Origin of the sequence: Mucilaginibacter sp. UR6-11 (assembly GCF_020880695.1) — a bacterium.
Classification (GTDB): domain Bacteria; phylum Bacteroidota; class Bacteroidia; order Sphingobacteriales; family Sphingobacteriaceae; genus Mucilaginibacter.
This window is the reverse complement of the sequence record NZ_JAJIWO010000005.1, coordinates 217,956-234,338: the sequence shown is the minus strand read 5'-3', so window position 1 is coordinate 234,338 and position 16,383 is coordinate 217,956. Positions and strand designations below refer to the sequence as shown.

General features: G+C 42.3%; 15 protein-coding genes. 5 read left to right on the top strand and 10 right to left on the bottom strand.

Annotated features, from left to right (window positions below; genetic code table 11):
- The gene (gene smc, locus LJ658_RS13560; protein ID WP_230547062.1) at positions 1-3,540 is read left to right on the top strand and encodes a chromosome segregation protein SMC; all 3,540 of its coding nucleotides are present in this window, start codon (positions 1-3) and stop codon (positions 3,538-3,540) included.
- A gap of 24 nt (positions 3,541-3,564) precedes the next feature.
- Here the strand turns inward: smc and LJ658_RS13555 are convergent, their stop codons facing one another.
- From LJ658_RS13555 to LJ658_RS13540, 4 genes are read right to left on the bottom strand one after another with little or no spacing between them, the layout of a single operon-like run.
- Positions 3,565-5,112: a S41 family peptidase gene (locus tag LJ658_RS13555; RefSeq protein ID WP_230547061.1), complete on the bottom strand. Its 1,548-nt coding sequence runs from the start codon at positions 5,110-5,112 to the stop codon at positions 3,565-3,567.
- Between the two features lie 51 nt (positions 5,113-5,163).
- The gene (locus LJ658_RS13550) at positions 5,164-5,775 is read right to left on the bottom strand and encodes an HAD family hydrolase (protein ID WP_230547060.1); all 612 of its coding nucleotides are present in this window, start codon (positions 5,773-5,775) and stop codon (positions 5,164-5,166) included.
- Entirely contained in the window at positions 5,762-6,070 is a 309-nt protein-coding gene (locus LJ658_RS13545) for a hypothetical protein (RefSeq protein ID WP_230547059.1), read from the bottom strand. The genes LJ658_RS13550 and LJ658_RS13545 overlap by 14 nt, the downstream gene beginning before the upstream one ends.
- A 3-nt stretch (positions 6,071-6,073) precedes the next feature.
- A complete protein-coding gene (locus LJ658_RS13540) occupies positions 6,074-6,727 on the bottom strand; it encodes an ABC transporter ATP-binding protein (RefSeq protein ID WP_230547058.1) in 654 nt (217 codons plus the stop codon).
- A 258-nt stretch (positions 6,728-6,985) separates the two neighbouring features.
- Here LJ658_RS13540 and sucC point away from each other — a divergent pair, with 258 nt between their 5' ends.
- The 3 genes from sucC (at position 6,986) to LJ658_RS13525 (ending at position 9,873) form a co-directional block, all read left to right on the top strand.
- Positions 6,986-8,176: an ADP-forming succinate--CoA ligase subunit beta gene (gene sucC / locus LJ658_RS13535; protein WP_230547057.1), complete on the top strand. Its 1,191-nt coding sequence runs from the start codon at positions 6,986-6,988 to the stop codon at positions 8,174-8,176.
- Between the two features lie 452 nt (positions 8,177-8,628).
- On the top strand, positions 8,629-9,159 hold the full coding sequence (locus tag LJ658_RS13530; RefSeq protein ID WP_230547056.1) for a YceI family protein: 531 nt from the start codon (positions 8,629-8,631) through the stop codon (positions 9,157-9,159).
- A gap of 93 nt (positions 9,160-9,252) precedes the next feature.
- Entirely contained in the window at positions 9,253-9,873 is a 621-nt protein-coding gene (locus LJ658_RS13525; protein WP_230547055.1) for an L-threonylcarbamoyladenylate synthase, read from the top strand.
- A 9-nt stretch (positions 9,874-9,882) separates the two neighbouring features.
- Here the strand turns inward: LJ658_RS13525 and trpA are convergent, their stop codons facing one another.
- The 4 genes from trpA to trpD are packed head-to-tail and all read right to left on the bottom strand — an operon-like array spanning position 9,883 to position 13,453.
- Positions 9,883-10,653, bottom strand: coding sequence for a tryptophan synthase subunit alpha (trpA, locus tag LJ658_RS13520; RefSeq protein WP_230547054.1), 771 nt, complete (start codon positions 10,651-10,653; stop codon positions 9,883-9,885).
- 2 nt (positions 10,654-10,655) lie between these two features.
- The gene (gene trpB, locus LJ658_RS13515; RefSeq protein WP_230547053.1) at positions 10,656-11,837 is read right to left on the bottom strand and encodes a tryptophan synthase subunit beta; all 1,182 of its coding nucleotides are present in this window, start codon (positions 11,835-11,837) and stop codon (positions 10,656-10,658) included.
- A complete protein-coding gene (locus LJ658_RS13510; protein ID WP_230547052.1) occupies positions 11,821-12,462 on the bottom strand; it encodes a phosphoribosylanthranilate isomerase in 642 nt (213 codons plus the stop codon). Before LJ658_RS13510 ends, trpB begins: the two co-directional genes overlap by 17 nt.
- Position 12,463: 1 nt before the next feature.
- The gene (gene trpD, locus LJ658_RS13505) at positions 12,464-13,453 is read right to left on the bottom strand and encodes an anthranilate phosphoribosyltransferase (protein ID WP_230547051.1); all 990 of its coding nucleotides are present in this window, start codon (positions 13,451-13,453) and stop codon (positions 12,464-12,466) included.
- 313 nt (positions 13,454-13,766) lie between these two features.
- On the opposite strand from trpD, the gene LJ658_RS13500 reads away from it, so the two are divergent.
- The gene (locus LJ658_RS13500; protein WP_230547050.1) at positions 13,767-14,744 is read left to right on the top strand and encodes an ion channel; all 978 of its coding nucleotides are present in this window, start codon (positions 13,767-13,769) and stop codon (positions 14,742-14,744) included.
- Between the two features lie 4 nt (positions 14,745-14,748).
- Here the strand turns inward: LJ658_RS13500 and LJ658_RS13495 are convergent, their stop codons facing one another.
- Positions 14,749-15,564, bottom strand: a complete 816-nt coding sequence (locus LJ658_RS13495) for an SDR family oxidoreductase (RefSeq protein ID WP_230547049.1) — start codon at positions 15,562-15,564, stop codon at positions 14,749-14,751.
- Positions 15,548-16,381, bottom strand: coding sequence for a glycosyltransferase family 2 protein (locus LJ658_RS13490; protein ID WP_255670505.1), 834 nt, complete (start codon positions 16,379-16,381; stop codon positions 15,548-15,550). Before LJ658_RS13490 ends, LJ658_RS13495 begins: the two co-directional genes overlap by 17 nt.
- Positions 16,382-16,383: the final 2 nt, after the last annotated feature.

Sequence of the window (16,383 nt, the reverse complement as noted above, 5' to 3'; positions counted from 1 at the left end):
ATGCAGCTTACACAGTTAGAAATCAAAGGGTTTAAAAGCTTTGGCGATAAGATCACCATTAATTTTAATGAGGGTGTTACCGCTATTGTGGGTCCTAACGGCTGCGGGAAGTCAAACGTTGTTGATGCCATACGCTGGGTATTAGGAGAACAAAGCACACGAATGCTTCGTTCGGAAAAAATGGACAACGTTATTTTCAACGGTTCCAAAAGTCGTAAGCCTGCTAACCTGGCCGAAGTTTCATTAACCTTTGATAACACAAAAAATATCCTGCCTACTGATTATTCGCAGGTTACCTTAACGCGTAAGCTTTACCGCAGCGGCGACAGCGAATACCGTTTAAATGACGTACAGTGCCGTTTAAAAGACATTACAGACCTTTTCCTGGATACCGGCATCGGTTCAGACTCGTACGCCATAATCGAGCTTAGGATGATCGAAGAGATCATATCAAACAAAGAAGGCTCGCGCCGTAATTTGTTTGAAGAAGCATCGGGCATATCCAAATATAAACTCCGCAAAAAACAAACCTTTAATAAGCTTAAGGAAACCGAAGCCGACCTGGAACGTGTAGAGGATTTACTGTTTGAGATACAGAAAAACCTGAAGATGCTTGAAAATCAGGCAAAAAAAACCGAGCGCTATTACCGTATAAAAGATGAATACAAGGCCCTGAGTATTAAACTGGCATCATTTAAAATTGCCGCCTTTGGTACGTCGCTAAACGCTATTGAGCAACAGGAGCTTAAGCAACGTGAGGAAAAATCAGGCGTAATAACCCAGATGGATACGCTTGAAGCCGGCCTGCAGCAAGCCAGGCTGGAAAGCATCACGAAAGAAAAAAATCTTTCTGTACAGCAAAAAGCCACCAATGATTTTGTCGGCAAGATCCGCGCGTATGAAAGCGAAAAGAAAATAAAGAACGAACAATTAAAGTTTCAACAGGATAAAGAAACAAGATTAAGCGAAGAGTTGGAGCGCGACCGCAACCAACTTAACCACGTACTTTATAACATTAAGCGCCTTAATGAAGAAAAAGCGCGGGAAGACGAGAACCTGCAGGCTATAACAGAAAAAGTTGCCGACCTTAAATTAATGGTTGATGAATTGCGTCTGCAACAATCAAGCGCGCGTAATGAATTAAATGAGCTGACCGCCGCTAACACTAATCTGCAAAATCAGGCTTATAAAGCCGAAAAAGATATTGATATCCTGCAGATCCAGGAACAGGCGCTGGAGCAGGAAAGCCAGCGCAATATGGAAGATGCTACCAATAAAAAGGTAGAATTATCGCATTTTAAAGAAGTTGTCGCCGAGTTAGAGGGGCGTACCGAAACCCTGGAGAAAGATTACCGGCAGGAGCTTCAACGGGAAACTGAGCTGCAGGAACAAATTACCAATATTGATGCCGACGCAGATAAGGTCAAAGAAACGATAATAGCCGAAAGCCGTAAGCTTGACGCCAGGCAAAACGAGTATAACCTTACCAAAAGTTTGGTTGATAACCTTGAAGGCTTCCCCGAGTCCATCCGTTTCCTCAAAAACAATAACGAATGGGCCAGGAACGCTCCCCTCTTTAGCGACGTGTTATTTTGCCGCGAGCAGTACCGGGTAGCTATCGAGAACTATTTGGAGCCGCTAATGAATCATTATGTGGTTGAGAGTTATGATGAAGCGGTAAAGGCCATCAACCTGTTAAGCAACTCATCGCGGGGCAGGGCCCAGTTTTTTATCCTGAGCAATTATACTGATGAAGTATCGTTGCCATTTAAAGAGGATGCTGTTGGCGGTCGTATCCCCGCGCTTAGCGTTATTGAAGTTGAGAAAAAATATCAGCCGCTGGTGAGCCATTTACTAAAAAATGTCTACCTGGTTAATGATGAAGCCGAATTAAATAATTCAGGATTAACCGACGGGCTGGTACTGTTAGCACAAAGCGGAAAATTCAACAAATCAAAATATACCATGGCCGGTGGCTCGGTAGGTTTGTTTGAGGGTAAAAGAATTGGCCGCGCCAAAAATTTAGAGAACCTGGCTAAAGAGATCAAAAAGCTGGAAGTGGATCTTTTTGAGCTTAAAACCAGGTCAAACGAATTACAAACAAAATCGGTTTCATTAAAAGCTGCCGGTAAAGCTGCCGAACTCAATCAAAAGCAGGCCGAACTGAACCACTTAAATACAGAACTGATTACGGTTAAAACCCGGCAGGAACAGTATGAAACCTTTATTGAGAACAGCCTTAACCGAAAAGACGATATCGCTAAAAAAATAAGCGGAATAAAAGAGGAGATTGCCACACTGCAACCACTGCTTGTTGAACTAAAAGCCGCCAAGCAGGCTCAAAATGAATTACTTGCCGACAAACAAAGTGCTTTTAATGAGTTGAATGAAATGGTAACGGTACAGTCAAATACCTATAACCAGGAGAACATCAAGTTTCATCAACAGCAAAATAAAGTTTCAGGTCTGAATAAGGACCTCGACTACCGGTTTACGCAGCAGGAAAGCCTGGAGAGCCGGATAAAACAAAACAATGAGGAACTTGAAAAAGTAAAAGCAGCCATACAGGAAAATCTGCACCAGTCTGACACCTCTGACGACAGCCTGCTTGAAATGTACAGCCAAAAGGAAGAGCTTGAAAAAGCGACCCAGGAGGCTGAACAGGAATATTATAAGCTACGCGGCAAAATCACAGAAACTGAAGATGCCATAACGGCGCTGCGCCGCAAAAAAGACCAGGCCGAAGTAATAGAAAATGAACTTAAAGATGAGCGTAATAACCTGCGGATAGAATTAAACGCATTAAAAGAACGCTTATCAGTTGAGTTTAACGTAGATATTAACGAGCTGCCTGAAAATGAAACAGCCGGCGATGAGAACGAGCAACAGCTACGCGAGCGTACCGATAAATTAAAAACGCAACTGGACGATTTTGGTGCCATTAACCCCATGGCTGTTGAAGCGTACAATGAGATGAGCGAGCGCTTTGAGTTTATTCAGAATCAGAAAAAAGATCTGGGTGAGGCAAAAGCATCGCTGATGGCCACCATTCAGGAGATTGACGATACTGCAAAAGAGAAATTCATGCTTGCCTTTACCCTGGTGCGCGAAAACTTTATTAAAGTATTCAGATCGCTATTTAATGAAGAAGATTCGTGTGATCTGATCCTGACCGATCCGCAGCATCCGCTTGAATCAGATATTGATATTATCGCCAAGCCAAAGGGTAAGCGCCCCTTGTCGATCAATCAGCTTTCGGGCGGTGAAAAAACGTTGACCGCCACAGCCATCCTCTTTTCGCTTTATCTGTTAAAGCCCGCTCCCTTCTGTATTTTTGATGAGGTTGATGCGCCGCTGGACGATACGAACATTGATAAATTTAATAACATCATCCGCAAGTTCTCGCAAGAGTCTCAGTTCATCATTGTGTCCCATAATAAAAGAACCATTGCCAGCACCGATGTAATTTACGGTGTAACAATGGTTGAGCAGGGAATCTCCCGCGTTGTCCCGGTAGATATCAGGGAATTAGCAGATTAATTTGTAGTGCATTTACACTACAGTCTATTTATTTTTAAACGTCTTTTTGGTTATCATTCCGCTGAATTTGTTACCATTTAACTCAATTGCAGCAGCATTAGCCTGGTCGATTGAAAATGTCTTTTGCCTGCCGGATAATCCCTGTATCCTTTCGGTTGGCGAGCTATAAATGCCCCTTCTTACATAATTTACGGCATGGTGAAGCAATGTTTCGGTAGTATCGCCAAACTCTTTTGTAACATCGTCATAATCTTTTACGCCTGGATACTCAGCAGATCCCGGGGTCATGCCGGTATAGTATCCCCCCTGGCCTGCTGAGTTTTTAGTTTCAAATTCAGGGATATACAATTGATATTTATTAATATCGATGTCAAAAAACCCAACCGGCTTACCATAGCTGGTGGTACCTATCAATTGCACATCCAGGTGAGGGCGTAAATTATTAATAGTTAACTCACTGGCCGAAGCTGTTGAGCCGGTTACAATAAAAAATACCCGGCCAATGTTTAGCGAGCCTTTCTTGGTGAATTTGGTAGTATTATCCGCAACGGTATAACTAAACTGGCCGTAATTATACAACTGGTTGGTTGAAGGCTCACGTCTTACCTGGTTACCTAGTAAAACCTCTTTGTTGCTGGCAAGTATGTCATTAAAATAATAACTGTACATCGTAGCTCCGGTTTTAGCAATCGGCACAATCAGGTTATCCAGGTATTCGGCAGTTGCCACATAGCCACCACCATTATAACGAAGATCAACTACCAGGTCAGTGATTCCCTGTGATTGAAAATAATTAAACGCAGCATCTAACTTCGCGTCAGCATTTGCTTCGGATGTAAACGTATTAAAAACCACGTAGCCTATTACTTTGCCATTACCCACATTAAATGTTTTATAAGTTATTACCGGATTAGTGGTATAAGCTGCGGCAGTTAAATTTACTGTAATAGTGCTCAAATCGCTTTTTTGAAGCACCATGGTTATTGTGTTGCTGCCAGAATAGGCATTGATTACAAATTGTGTATGCGGGCCCGAACCCCCATCATAAGCAATGTCTGAATTGCCATTTATACTAATTATTTTATAACCGCGCTTAACGCCGGCAAGATCGGCAGGCGAGCCAGGGTATACATATTTAACACGCAAATCATTAACATCATTATATAGTGGGGCAAAGCCAAAATTATTGTTGCTGCCGTTTAACTCGGTTGATACCTGGCCCTCGTCGATAAATGAATATTTGGCCTCGCCCGGAGCTCCGGAATAGTATTCATAAGGCTGACCTGTGTTTGGGTTTATTTTATATTGAGATATGGCATCAACTTCTTTGGTTAATGCTGCCAAATCGGTGCTCCCTGCGAAAGAGCGTGGATTAAAGCTGGCATAAGATGGTAATGCGTCATACCAATAATAAGCCTCCTTGGCATAAAGAAATACAGAGTCCCTTATAAGATCTAAGGTTGAGCCAGTTTTTGACGGAGCGGTTCCATTATAAGCATTCTTCTTATCTTTTTTACAAGATATAGTATCGGCAGCGGCAAGTAAAATAGTGATGTAAAGTAGTTTTTTCATGTTGTTAAATTATTGATAACGAACCCCTCTTTATTATCTTATAACTGAGGATTATAAAATTTCTCGGATATTATAATAATCAATTCCACAAGCTTCGGCACTGTTGGCCGCAGCTTCTGAGTATCCTACCATAACAACATCCCTTCTCGCCAAACCGTGTTCTTTCATTAACAGGTGAAGCACATCCGGCTCGGGCATAGGTGAAATTTCTTCCGCAAAATAGCAAAATAAATAATTCTCAAGCCCATGCCACTCTGTTTGTTTGATTTTATTTAGCTGCAGTGCCGGATTATCATTGGCAACAATAAAGATTTTTTTACGGTCGACCACAATTTCCTGCAACATATCAAGCAAAGCTTGATAGACCAATAATTTTAACGGAAGTTTAACTGTAAGCAACAAATGCTGAAAATTTATTCTGTATTTCTCGTCTATAGCAAACTTTTCCTTCACTTTGTCAAACACCGCGTCCTTGCCTTGTGTATTGTAGGTATCCACCATTAACGCGGTGATTAACTTCGCGTCAACTAACTCGGTATATTCTAAAAAACTCGCAAACAGGTAATATACCTGGAAAAGGTAATCCTTTTCCGGATAGATAACATTATCCAGTTCAAATACAAAAGCGCTCTTCTGCTGATCTATATCGCTATATTTCATCATCTGCTACCTTTATATCTATGTTATATTCTGCAAAAAGCTGCTTTGATTCAAGCAGCAGTTTTATCTCCCCGCTATCAACTACATAAACCAGATCAATTAAATTGTCGAGGCACAACGCAAGCATTTCATGTGTGTAGGAAAATGAGCACGGATCAGGTAATTTGATCATTTTACCGCTCGAAAGCATAAAAGCCGGCAGATCATTATAATCTCCCAGAATAACATTATCAATGTTCAGTTTGCTTTTTAAGCGGTGGGCCGTTGCCGAAAGTGCAGAAGTGATAAGAACCTTCACCGTTTATTGAACAATTAAGCCGTCAACCATTAAAACCTTGCGATCTGATATGTTAGCCAGATCCTCATTGTGTGTTACAATAACAAAAGTTTGATTAAATTCATTTCGCAGCCTGACAAACAACTCATGCAACTCGCGCGCATTGGTTGAGTCAAGATTACCCGATGGTTCATCGGCAAATATTAATGCCGGGTTATTGATGAGCGCACGCGCCACCGCCACCCGCTGTTGCTCACCCCCGGATAAACTATTAGGCTTATGCTGGAGCCTGTGCCCCAGCCCAAGTAACTCTAAAAGCTCCGTGGCCCGCCGCTCTGCTTCCGGGCGCGAGGTTCCTTTTATAAATGCGGGGATACATACATTCTCCAAAGCATCAAATTCGGCCAATAAATGATGAAACTGAAATATAAAACCAATTTCGCGGTTACGGAAATTGCTCAGATTTTTATTGCTTAGCCGGTTTAGCTCCACATTGTTGATAAATAGCTGGCCCGAGTCGGGCTTATCTAAGGTGCCCAGGATGTTAAGCAGTGTACTTTTACCGGCACCCGATGCACCGACTATGGTAACGATCTCTCCTTTTTCAACTTCGAAATCAACTCCTTTTAAAATCTGAAGCTGACCGTATGACTTATTAATAGCAGTTGCTTTAAGCATGGGGTCAAAAATAGTGATTAGAGATTATTAATATAGTATTTGTTTTTATTAGGTATTAATGAGCCCGCTACGCTTCGGTTAGAGATTGGTGATTAGTTACCAAATTTTATAAAACGACGCCCCCGTCTTGTAACATTTTTATTAAACAACTTACCCTGATCATACCAAAGTAAAAACTAATCTTTAATCTCCAATCACTACTCTCTGATTTCAAAACAAAATCATTAGATTTACCGCAAATTCTTCGAAAAAGTATATATGAACATTCACGAATACCAGGGAAAACAAATATTAAAAAGTTTTGGTGTTAGGGTACAGGAAGGCATTGTTGCTGATACGCCTGAACAAGCTGTTGAAGCCGCTAAAAAATTGAAAGAAGATTACAACTCGAGCTGGGTGGTAATAAAAGCACAAATACACGCGGGTGGCCGCGGTAAAGGCGGCGGTGTAAAATTAGCTAAGAATTTAGATGAGGTTAAGCAGCGTGCTACCGATATTTTAGGTATGCAACTGGTTACACCGCAAACCGGGGCCGAGGGCAAACTGGTACGTAAGGTATTAGTTGCGCAGGATGTTTACTACCCGGGCGAAAGCGAAACCAAAGAATTTTATATAAGCGTTTTATTGGATCGTGGTAAGGGCCGTAATATCATCATGTATTCAACCGAGGGCGGGATGGATATTGAAGAGGTTGCCGAGCATACACCACATTTAATTTTTAAAGAAGAGATTGACCCTAAGGTTGGCTTACAGGGCTTCCAGACCCGTAAGATCGCTTTTAACCTGGGTTTATCGGGCGAGGCATTTAAGGATATGACCAAGTTTATTGCTGCGTTATATAAAGCTTACGATGCTACCGACTCATCAATGTTTGAGATCAACCCGGTATTAAAAACATCTGATAACAAGATACTGGCAGTTGATGCTAAAGTTAATTTAGATGATAACGCTTTATACCGCCATCCTGATTATGCGGCGATGCGCGACACCAACGAAGAAGATCCTACCGAGGTTGAAGCGGGTAAATCAAACCTTAACTATGTAAAGCTTGACGGTAACGTTGGCTGTATGGTTAACGGTGCGGGTTTGGCGATGGCTACCATGGATATTATTAAAATTGCCGGTGGTGAACCAGCTAACTTCCTTGACGTTGGCGGTACTGCCAATGCGCAAACGGTTAAAGCCGGTTTCAATATCATCTTAAGCGACCCTAACGTTAAAGCTATCCTGATCAATATATTTGGGGGCATTGTACGTTGCGACCGTGTGGCCCAGGGTGTTATTGACGCCTATAAAGAAATTGGAAATATCCCTGTACCCATCATTGTACGTTTACAGGGTACCAACGCTAAAGAAGCAAAAGAACTAATAGATAATTCGGGCTTAAAGGTATACTCGGCGATCTTATTAAAAGAAGCTGCTGAGATCGTTAAACAGGTATTAGCCTGATTATAAGCTGATATTAATATTATTTAATTATTAAAGGGGCATTTAGCCCCTTTTTTGTTGTATGATTGTAGCGCGAAACAGCAACGGGTGATCCGGTTAAAAAAGTGGATCACCCGAATCACCTTTTTTTGTTAACCAATTGAAAATAAAAAGGTTAACGTTTTGAGCGGATCACTTTGGATCAGCCTTATTCGTCAGGATTTTTAAACTGGAACCTCATGTAACTTATTGATTATCAACTAATTGAAAACAGGCTGTTTTTTGCCCCTTTTTAATGAGTGGATCACCTGAAACGGATCACCCTAAGCAGCTTAGGTATAGCTAACTGGGAAGAAATCAGAAGAATAACGTCCCCTCCTGCCGGGCATTGAAATGAGCAAATAGAAATGACAATAAAATTACATGTTTAAACATCTATTATATTATCTTTGTATCATTAAAACAAAACAATCATGGCAACAACTAAATGGGTATTAGACCCCGCACACTCAGAAGTACAATTTAAAGTAAAACACCTGGTTATTTCAACTGTAACCGGATCTTTCAAAACATTTGAAGGCGAATTAACTACAGACAATGATAATTTCGAAGGAGCAGACATCAGCTTTTCATTAGACGTTAACAGCATTGACACTACACAGGAGCAACGCGACGGACATTTAAAATCTGCTGAATTTTTTGATGCAGAAACTTATCCAAAGATCACTTTCAAATCAACTTCGTTTACAAAAACCGGTGATGATTACGAATTGAAAGGTAATCTTACTATAAAAGACGTTACCAAACCGGTTACATTGGCGGTTGAATACGGTGGCTCAGCTGCTGATTTTTATGGTAATACTAAAGCTGGTTTTGAAATAACCGGTAAAATTGACCGTAAAGAATTTGGTTTAACCTGGGACGGTATTACTGAAGCAGGTTCGGTAGTTTTAGGTTCTGACATTAAATTATCTATCAACGTTCAGTTTACCAAACAAGCGTAAATTTTAAAAACGATCTATAAATAAAAGGGTTGATAGTGCAAACTATCAGCCTTTTTTATTTTGGCCGGTTTAACTTTTACTACCTTTGCAATAATGTTAATCAAGATCTATCCTGAAAACCCAAACCCCAAAGCTATAGAACAGGTTGTTGAGGTATTACGCAAAGGCGGCATCATCATCTACCCTACCGACACTGTTTACGGCCTGGGTTGTGATATCACCAATCATAAGGCTATTGAAGCTATATGTAAGATCAGGAACATTAAGCCTGAAAAAGCAAACTTCTCTTTTGTATGCTATGACCTGAGCCATATATCAGACTATATCAAGCCTATTGACAATACGGTTTTCCGGGTATTAAAAAAAGCCCTACCGGGGCCGTTCACATTCATTTTCAATGCCAGCCATAATGTGCCCAAGCTGTTAAGCTCCAATAAAAAAACGGTAGGTATCCGCGTGCCCGACAATGACATAGCGCGCCGCATTGTAAAAGAGCTGGGTAACCCTATCCTGTCCACCTCTATAAGGGATGAGGACGATATCATGGAATATTCAACCGATCCAGAGCTGATCCATGAGAAGTACGAAGGGCTGGTTGACCTGGTGATTGACGGTGGTTACGGCGATAACATCGCATCTACCGTTGTTGATTGCACCTCGGGTGATTTTGAGATCATTCGTGAAGGTAAAGGCGATCTGGAGCAGTACCTGTAATCGCAGATCTTAACCCCGGATAGATTTGATAAACCCCGGGATCTTATCCATAAAATTTTCTTCGGCCAAAAGCTGTACAAACTTACTGCCCACTATTGCGCCGCTGGCGTATTGACAAGCCTTGGTAAATGTGGCGTTGTCTGATATGCCAAAACCAATTATGGTTGGATTTTTCAGCCCCATGGCCTTTACCCGGGTATAATAAGCCGCTATGTTATCAGATACATTTAAACTGCCGCCGGTAATTGATGATGATGAAAGTAAATAAATGAAACTGTCGCTAAGCTCATCTATTTTGCGGATCCGCTCAGGCGAGGTTTGCGGCGTCACCAGGAATATATTGCTTAGGTTATTATCCCTGAAAAAATCAGCATACATGCTCTCATATTCGTACATGGGCAGGTCGGGCACGATAATGCCGTCTACGCCTGCTTCGGCAGCCTTTTTGCAGAAACGCTCAACACCATATTGCACTATCGGGTTTACATAACCCATTAATAATACCGGAATGGTAACCCGTTTGCGCAGCTCTTTTAACTGTTCAAACAAAACATTAAGGGTCATGCCATTATCCAGCGCCTGCTGTGAGCTGTGCTGGATAGTCGGCCCGTCAGCAACCGGGTCCGAATAGGGAAAACCGATTTCTAAAAAATCAGCACCTGCTTTTTCTAATGCCGCGGCAATATCAACCGTAGTATTGATTTCAGGATAACCGGCGGTATAATAGATGGATAATAAATTGGTTTTCCTGGTAGCGAAAAGGTGGTTTAGACGGTTCATTATTAGTAGTTAAAATATTTGATATAAGTATCCAGATCCTTATCGCCGCGCCCGGAAAGGCAGACAACCACGTTATCATCCTTTTTAAATTTCATTTTATCCAGTTGTGCCAGCGCATGGGCCGATTCAATAGCCGGGATGATGCCCTCCAGCTGGCAGCATAATAAACCTGCCTGCAAAGCCTCATCATCAGTAACGCTTGCATATTGCGCGCGGTTTATTTTATACAGATGCGCGTGTTGCGGGCCTATACCGGGATAATCCAGCCCGGCTGATATTGAATAAGGTTCAACAACCTGCCCGTCGTCAGTTTGCATTAAAATAGTGCGGCTGCCATGTAATACGCCTTCCTTACCTAAAAAAGTAGTCGCTGCCGAATGGCCGCTGTCCACACCTTTTCCGGCTGCTTCAACAGCAATCAGTTTTACACTTTCATCGTCCAGGAAATGATAGAACATGCCCATGGCATTACTGCCGCCGCCTACACAGGCCATTACATATTCGGGCAATTCTTTACCGGTATGTTCAAGCAACTGCTTCCTGGTCTCAAATGATATGATAGACTGGAAACGCGCAACCATATCCGGATATGGATAAGGGCCGACAACCGATCCGATGATATAATGCGTATCCACCGGGTTTGCTATCCAGTCGCGCATGGCTTCATTGGTCGCGTCTTTTAATGTTTTACTGCCCGATGTAGCGGGCACAACCTTTGCGCCCAGCATTTTCATGCGGGATACATTGGGAGCCTGGCGGGCCATGTCGATCTCGCCCATATAAACCACGCATTCAATACCCATTAAAGCACAAACGGTGGCTGTTGCAACACCATGCTGGCCGGCGCCGGTTTCGGCAATGATGCGTTTTTTACCCAGCCGCCGTGCCAATAAGATCTGGCCGATGGCATTGTTGATCTTATGCGAACCGGTGTGGTTAAGGTCCTCGCGCTTTAAAAATATATTGGCGCCGTATTTTTCAGAATACCGCTTCGCAAAATAAAGCGGAGACGGCCGGCCAACATAATCCTTTAAAAGCTGGTCAAACTCGGCTTTAAAATCCGGGTCGCTGATAATTGTTAAATAGCGCTGCCTTAATTCTTCAACATTGGGGTAAAGCATCTCGGGCACATATGCGCCGCCAAAATCACCATAATATCCCTGCTCGTTAACTCCGTATTTCATGCGTAGTATATTGTTTTATCAGGCTAAAGGCCTGTTTTAGTTTTTCTAAATCTTTGTTGCCGGGCGCAATTTCAAACCTGCTGTTTAAATCAACCCCGTAAAACTGCGGATGCGTAATTTTTGCCAGCTGCGCCAGGTTATCCAAACTTAAACCGCCGCTTAAAAAAAATGGCACGTTTAAGTTGTATTTATTTAAAACAGACCAGTCAAATGCTTTTCCCGATCCGCCGTATTCAGCTGTTTTGGTATCGAACAGAAAATAATCCACTTTGTTGGCATAATCATTTAATTGATTAAAATCAAAATCCGGGTTTACGCCAAATGCTTTAATTACCTGCACCTTATTTCTAAATGAGTTTGCAAAGTCAGGATCCTCATCGCCATGAAGTTGTATGGCGTTAAAACCCAGGTTAGCTGCAAGACGGTTTATTTCCTGCCGGCTTTCATTAACAAATACGCCTGTTTTGTATATTGAAGCAGGTAAGCTTTTTAAAGTATCAGCGGCAATATCCCCCACAAACCGCGGTGAACGGTCATAGCAGATGAAGCCCACATAATCGGGGACTAAATTTGCCACGGCGTTGATATTATCCGGATATTTTAATCCGCAAACCTTTATTTTCATTTTAATTTCCAATCAGGGTTTTAAAACTTGCCAATGCTTTTTTACCCAGCAAAGATTCCTCGGCCTCGTAAAAACAATCAGCAAAACTATTTTCAGGATTGATGGTATTTATTGCCAGCGCAGCATTTGCTAAAACCACATCGCTTTGGGCCGTTGTGGCGTTTCCGCCTAATACCTGCATAAAAATATCAGCCGACTCGTCAACCGTACTTCCGCCGGTAATTGCAGACGGATCAAGGCGATCAAACCCTATACTTTTCAGTGTATTTAATTTTTCACCTTCCGGGGTAAATGTTTTAAAATCGCAGGTAAGCGAAATCTCATCATAACCTTCAAGGGCGTTCAGGATCGTATATTTTTTATCAGACTGCTGATAAAGATAGGCATACATCCGTGCCAGCTCCAAATTATAAACCCCAACCAGCTGGTTTTTGGGTCTTGCCGGATTAACCATCGGCCCCAACATGTTAAAAAAAGTCTTTACGCCCAGCTCACGGCGTATCGGCGCCACAGTTTTCATAGCCGGGTGAAACAGCGGTGCATGTAAAAAACAGATATTGGCCGTATCCAGGTTTCGCTTCAGTTCGGCAAGGTTATTAGTGAACTTATAGCCCAGGTATTCCATCACATTTGATGATCCGCAACCTGAGGAAACACCATAGTTACCATGTTTGGCAACTTTATAACCCGCACCGGCCACTACGAATGACGCCAGGGTTGAAATATTGAACGTATCCTTGCCATCGCCGCCGGTACCGCATAGGTCTATCAGGTCATCGGTGCCCAAATCAACAGGCAGGCACAGGTCCAGCATCGCATCTCTGAAACCCTCCAACTCGGTAACGGTTATGGTACGCATGCAATAGGCCGTCATAAACGCGGCCATTTGCGAGTTGTTGTACAAACCCTGGGATATCAGCGTTAAAATATCCTTTGCCTGATCGCGGGTAAGTGTTTTATTTTCAAAAAGATGGTTAAGTATTTGTTTCATATTTTGCCCCCAAAGGGATTGTTTATTAAAAACTATTAAATGCTGCTAACAAAAAAGGGTTACCTTACGGCAACCCTTTAAATATAATTTTAAATAACAGGAGTTTGCCTTACGATTAATCGTTAAGCCACCACCAATTATTATTTAACATTTTAGTTATCATTACGGCGCAAATATGGAAATAGTTTTTTCTAAAAGCAAGCAGAATGATATTTTTACTGAAAGTTGATGGTTTATTAAGTTGATTAAGTAAACAGCTGTAGTTTGCTTAAAACCGGATACCGTCAAACTTACTTCAAACTACTCACAAACTATGGCCATACATAAAAGAAAATTTAACCCCGAGGATGATCTTGGTTTCGGTACACAGGCGGTAATCAGAAACCAGCGGCTGGTGAACCATGATGGCTCCATAAATGTAAAACGCAAGGGGCTCTCTATTTTCAATACCTCAAATAATTACCATACGTTAATCACCATGAGCTGGATAAAATTCTGGCTGCTGGTATTATCCGGATATTTGGCGGCCAATATAATTTTCGCTTTTATATACGTGTCTCTTGGGCCGGGTACATTGGATGGCGCCGTTGGCAATACCTTTTTTTACCGTTTTATGGATGCCTTCTTTTTTTCGGCACAAACCATATCTACGGTGGGTTACGGCCATATAAGCCCGCATGGCATGGCCGCTAACAGCGTGGCGGCCTTAGAGTCAATGCTGGGGCTCCTGGCTTTTGCACTGGCTACAGGCCTGTTATACGGGCGGTTTTCAAAGCCATCGGCAAAAATAAGGTACAGCGATCATTTGCTGGTTGCCCCTTACCGGGATAATGGAAAAGGGATCATGTTCAGGCTCACCAATCTGCGTAAAAACACATTGATCGATTTGCAGATGGAAGTTATATTCTCCTATAACGAAGACGTTGACGGTAAAATGGTACGGCGTTTTTTATCGCTCGAACTGGAGCGGAAACGGGTAAGCATACTCACGCTTAGCTGGACGGTGGTTCACCCGTTGGACAATGACAGCCCGATAAAAGACATAACCCCCGAAGAAATGGTTAATACCGAAGCCAGCTTTGCAGTATTGTTAAAAGCATTTGACGATACTTTCTCGCAAACCGTACACTCACGTACCTCCTACCAGTATGATGAAATAATATGGGGGGCTAAATTTAAACCCGCGTTTGACAGGGACGAAGAAGGCCGGCTTGTTTTAAATCTGGATAAAATTGATGATTATGAGCTGGTAGCTTCAATAGCGCCCCAGGAACAACCTTTGCAGGTATGACAGGCTATTTCAATAAGGCATCCTTTTCTTTTGCAAACACATTATAAACCAGCTGATCCAGCCTGGCGGGTATCAGTTTGCTTAGCAATACTGTTAGTTTCCCCTGCGCAGTCATAATTAAAGTACGTTCGCGTTTTTCAACGCCATCGGCAATGATTATAGCTACTTCGTCGGCTGTCATCATTTTTTCTTCGTGCAGTGTGCTCTCGCCCTGCTGGTTGCCATCTTTATTAAGGGCGGTGTTGCGGATGTTTGAAGCTGTAAAACCCGGGCAGGCGGTCATTACGTGTACGCCGGTTTTTAAATTCTCAACCCGCAAAGCATCCAGAAAACCATTCATGGCAAATTTAGAGGCCGAATAGCCTGTTCGGCCGGGCAGACCTTTATAACCCGCTATAGACGACACGCCAACAACAGATCCTTTTGTTTTAATGATCTCGGGCAGTGCGTATTTGGTACAATAAACCATCCCCCAGAAATTTACATCCATTAAAGTTTTTAAAACCTGTAAATCGGCATCTTTAAACAGGGCCCGCATAGATATACCGGCGTTATTGATGAGGATATCAATTTTACCGAAAGTAGTGATAGCTTGTGTGATCAGGTGTTCGCAATCGCTTTCAACAGCTACATCACATTGCACTGCCACAGCCTTAATTTGATATTTATCCTGTAACGACTGCGCAATTTCACACAGCGTAACATATTGACGGGCTGCTAAAACCAGGTTAGCGCCGCGACGGGCAAATTCTTCTGCTAATGATTTACCGATGCCTGACGAGGCGCCGGTTATAATTACGATCTTATTGTTCAACTTCATAGGCTGCCGGGTACATCTGCATGCCTTCTATTTTTATTTCAGGCAATCTAAACAGGTACTTGGCGGCGAATATAAGCATAGCGCCATAAAAGTTCTTTATGTACTGCCAGCTAAATTTTGACTGATCGTTGCTTTTAAAGTTAATAATATACGTTTTGGGGAAGTAATAATTTTTATACCCGGCTAACCGCATACGGTATGACAGGTCAATGTTGTGCCCATATTGTACAAAACGCTCATCAAACAAACCCACTTCATTTAAAACAGATTTACGTATTAACATAAAAGCGTCATTCAAAACATCAACTTCTGAGGTTTGAAATTCCTCAACCCAGGCTTTATGGTTACGGTTTGACAAACGTGTTTTCTGGAAATTTTTGGCAAAACCTATCAGTTTAAAGAAAGTGACCCATGGCTGGGTAAGGCCGCGATTTGACTCAGGCAAAAAGCTTCCCTGCGCTCCCAGCATTCTGACACCGACGCCTGCAGCCTCGTTATGAACATTCATAAAATCAAGCACTTTATCCAGCGTCTCTTTGCCGCAAATAGTATCCGCATTGACCAGTAAAATATACTCTCCCCTGGACACTTCTATCCCCTGGTTACCAGCTTTTGCCACGCCCTCGTTGGCAAGGTTGGCAATTATCCTGACATCCGGATAATCGGCATTAACCATTTCTACCGAGTTATCAGTTGATGCATTATCAATCATAATTAACTCATAATCAATAGAATTACCGGCCTTAATTAAAGCATTAAGTGCAAGCTTTAGCAAATCACAACGATTGTGATTAACAATAATTACCGATAGTTTCATAC

What these genes read in the sequence shown, in the direction of transcription:
- smc (WP_230547062.1), top strand. Translation starts at nt 1, where the DNA reads ATGCAGCTTACACAGTTAGAAATCAAAGGGTTTAAAAGCTTTGGCGAT.
- LJ658_RS13555 (WP_230547061.1), bottom strand. Translation starts at nt 5,112, where the DNA reads ATGAAAAAACTACTTTACATCACTATTTTACTTGCCGCTGCCGATACT.
- LJ658_RS13550 (WP_230547060.1), bottom strand. Translation starts at nt 5,775, where the DNA reads ATGATGAAATATAGCGATATAGATCAGCAGAAGAGCGCTTTTGTATTT.
- LJ658_RS13540 (WP_230547058.1), bottom strand. Translation starts at nt 6,727, where the DNA reads ATGCTTAAAGCAACTGCTATTAATAAGTCATACGGTCAGCTTCAGATT.
- sucC (WP_230547057.1), top strand. Translation starts at nt 6,986, where the DNA reads ATGAACATTCACGAATACCAGGGAAAACAAATATTAAAAAGTTTTGGT.
- LJ658_RS13530 (WP_230547056.1), top strand. Translation starts at nt 8,629, where the DNA reads ATGGCAACAACTAAATGGGTATTAGACCCCGCACACTCAGAAGTACAA.
- LJ658_RS13525 (WP_230547055.1), top strand. Translation starts at nt 9,253, where the DNA reads ATGTTAATCAAGATCTATCCTGAAAACCCAAACCCCAAAGCTATAGAA.
- trpA (WP_230547054.1), bottom strand. Translation starts at nt 10,653, where the DNA reads ATGAACCGTCTAAACCACCTTTTCGCTACCAGGAAAACCAATTTATTA.
- trpB (WP_230547053.1), bottom strand. Translation starts at nt 11,837, where the DNA reads ATGAAATACGGAGTTAACGAGCAGGGATATTATGGTGATTTTGGCGGC.
- LJ658_RS13510 (WP_230547052.1), bottom strand. Translation starts at nt 12,462, where the DNA reads ATGAAAATAAAGGTTTGCGGATTAAAATATCCGGATAATATCAACGCC.
- trpD (WP_230547051.1), bottom strand. Translation starts at nt 13,453, where the DNA reads ATGAAACAAATACTTAACCATCTTTTTGAAAATAAAACACTTACCCGC.
- LJ658_RS13500 (WP_230547050.1), top strand. Translation starts at nt 13,767, where the DNA reads ATGGCCATACATAAAAGAAAATTTAACCCCGAGGATGATCTTGGTTTC.
- LJ658_RS13495 (WP_230547049.1), bottom strand. Translation starts at nt 15,564, where the DNA reads ATGAAGTTGAACAATAAGATCGTAATTATAACCGGCGCCTCGTCAGGC.
- LJ658_RS13490 (WP_255670505.1), bottom strand. Translation starts at nt 16,381, where the DNA reads ATGAAACTATCGGTAATTATTGTTAATCACAATCGTTGTGATTTGCTA.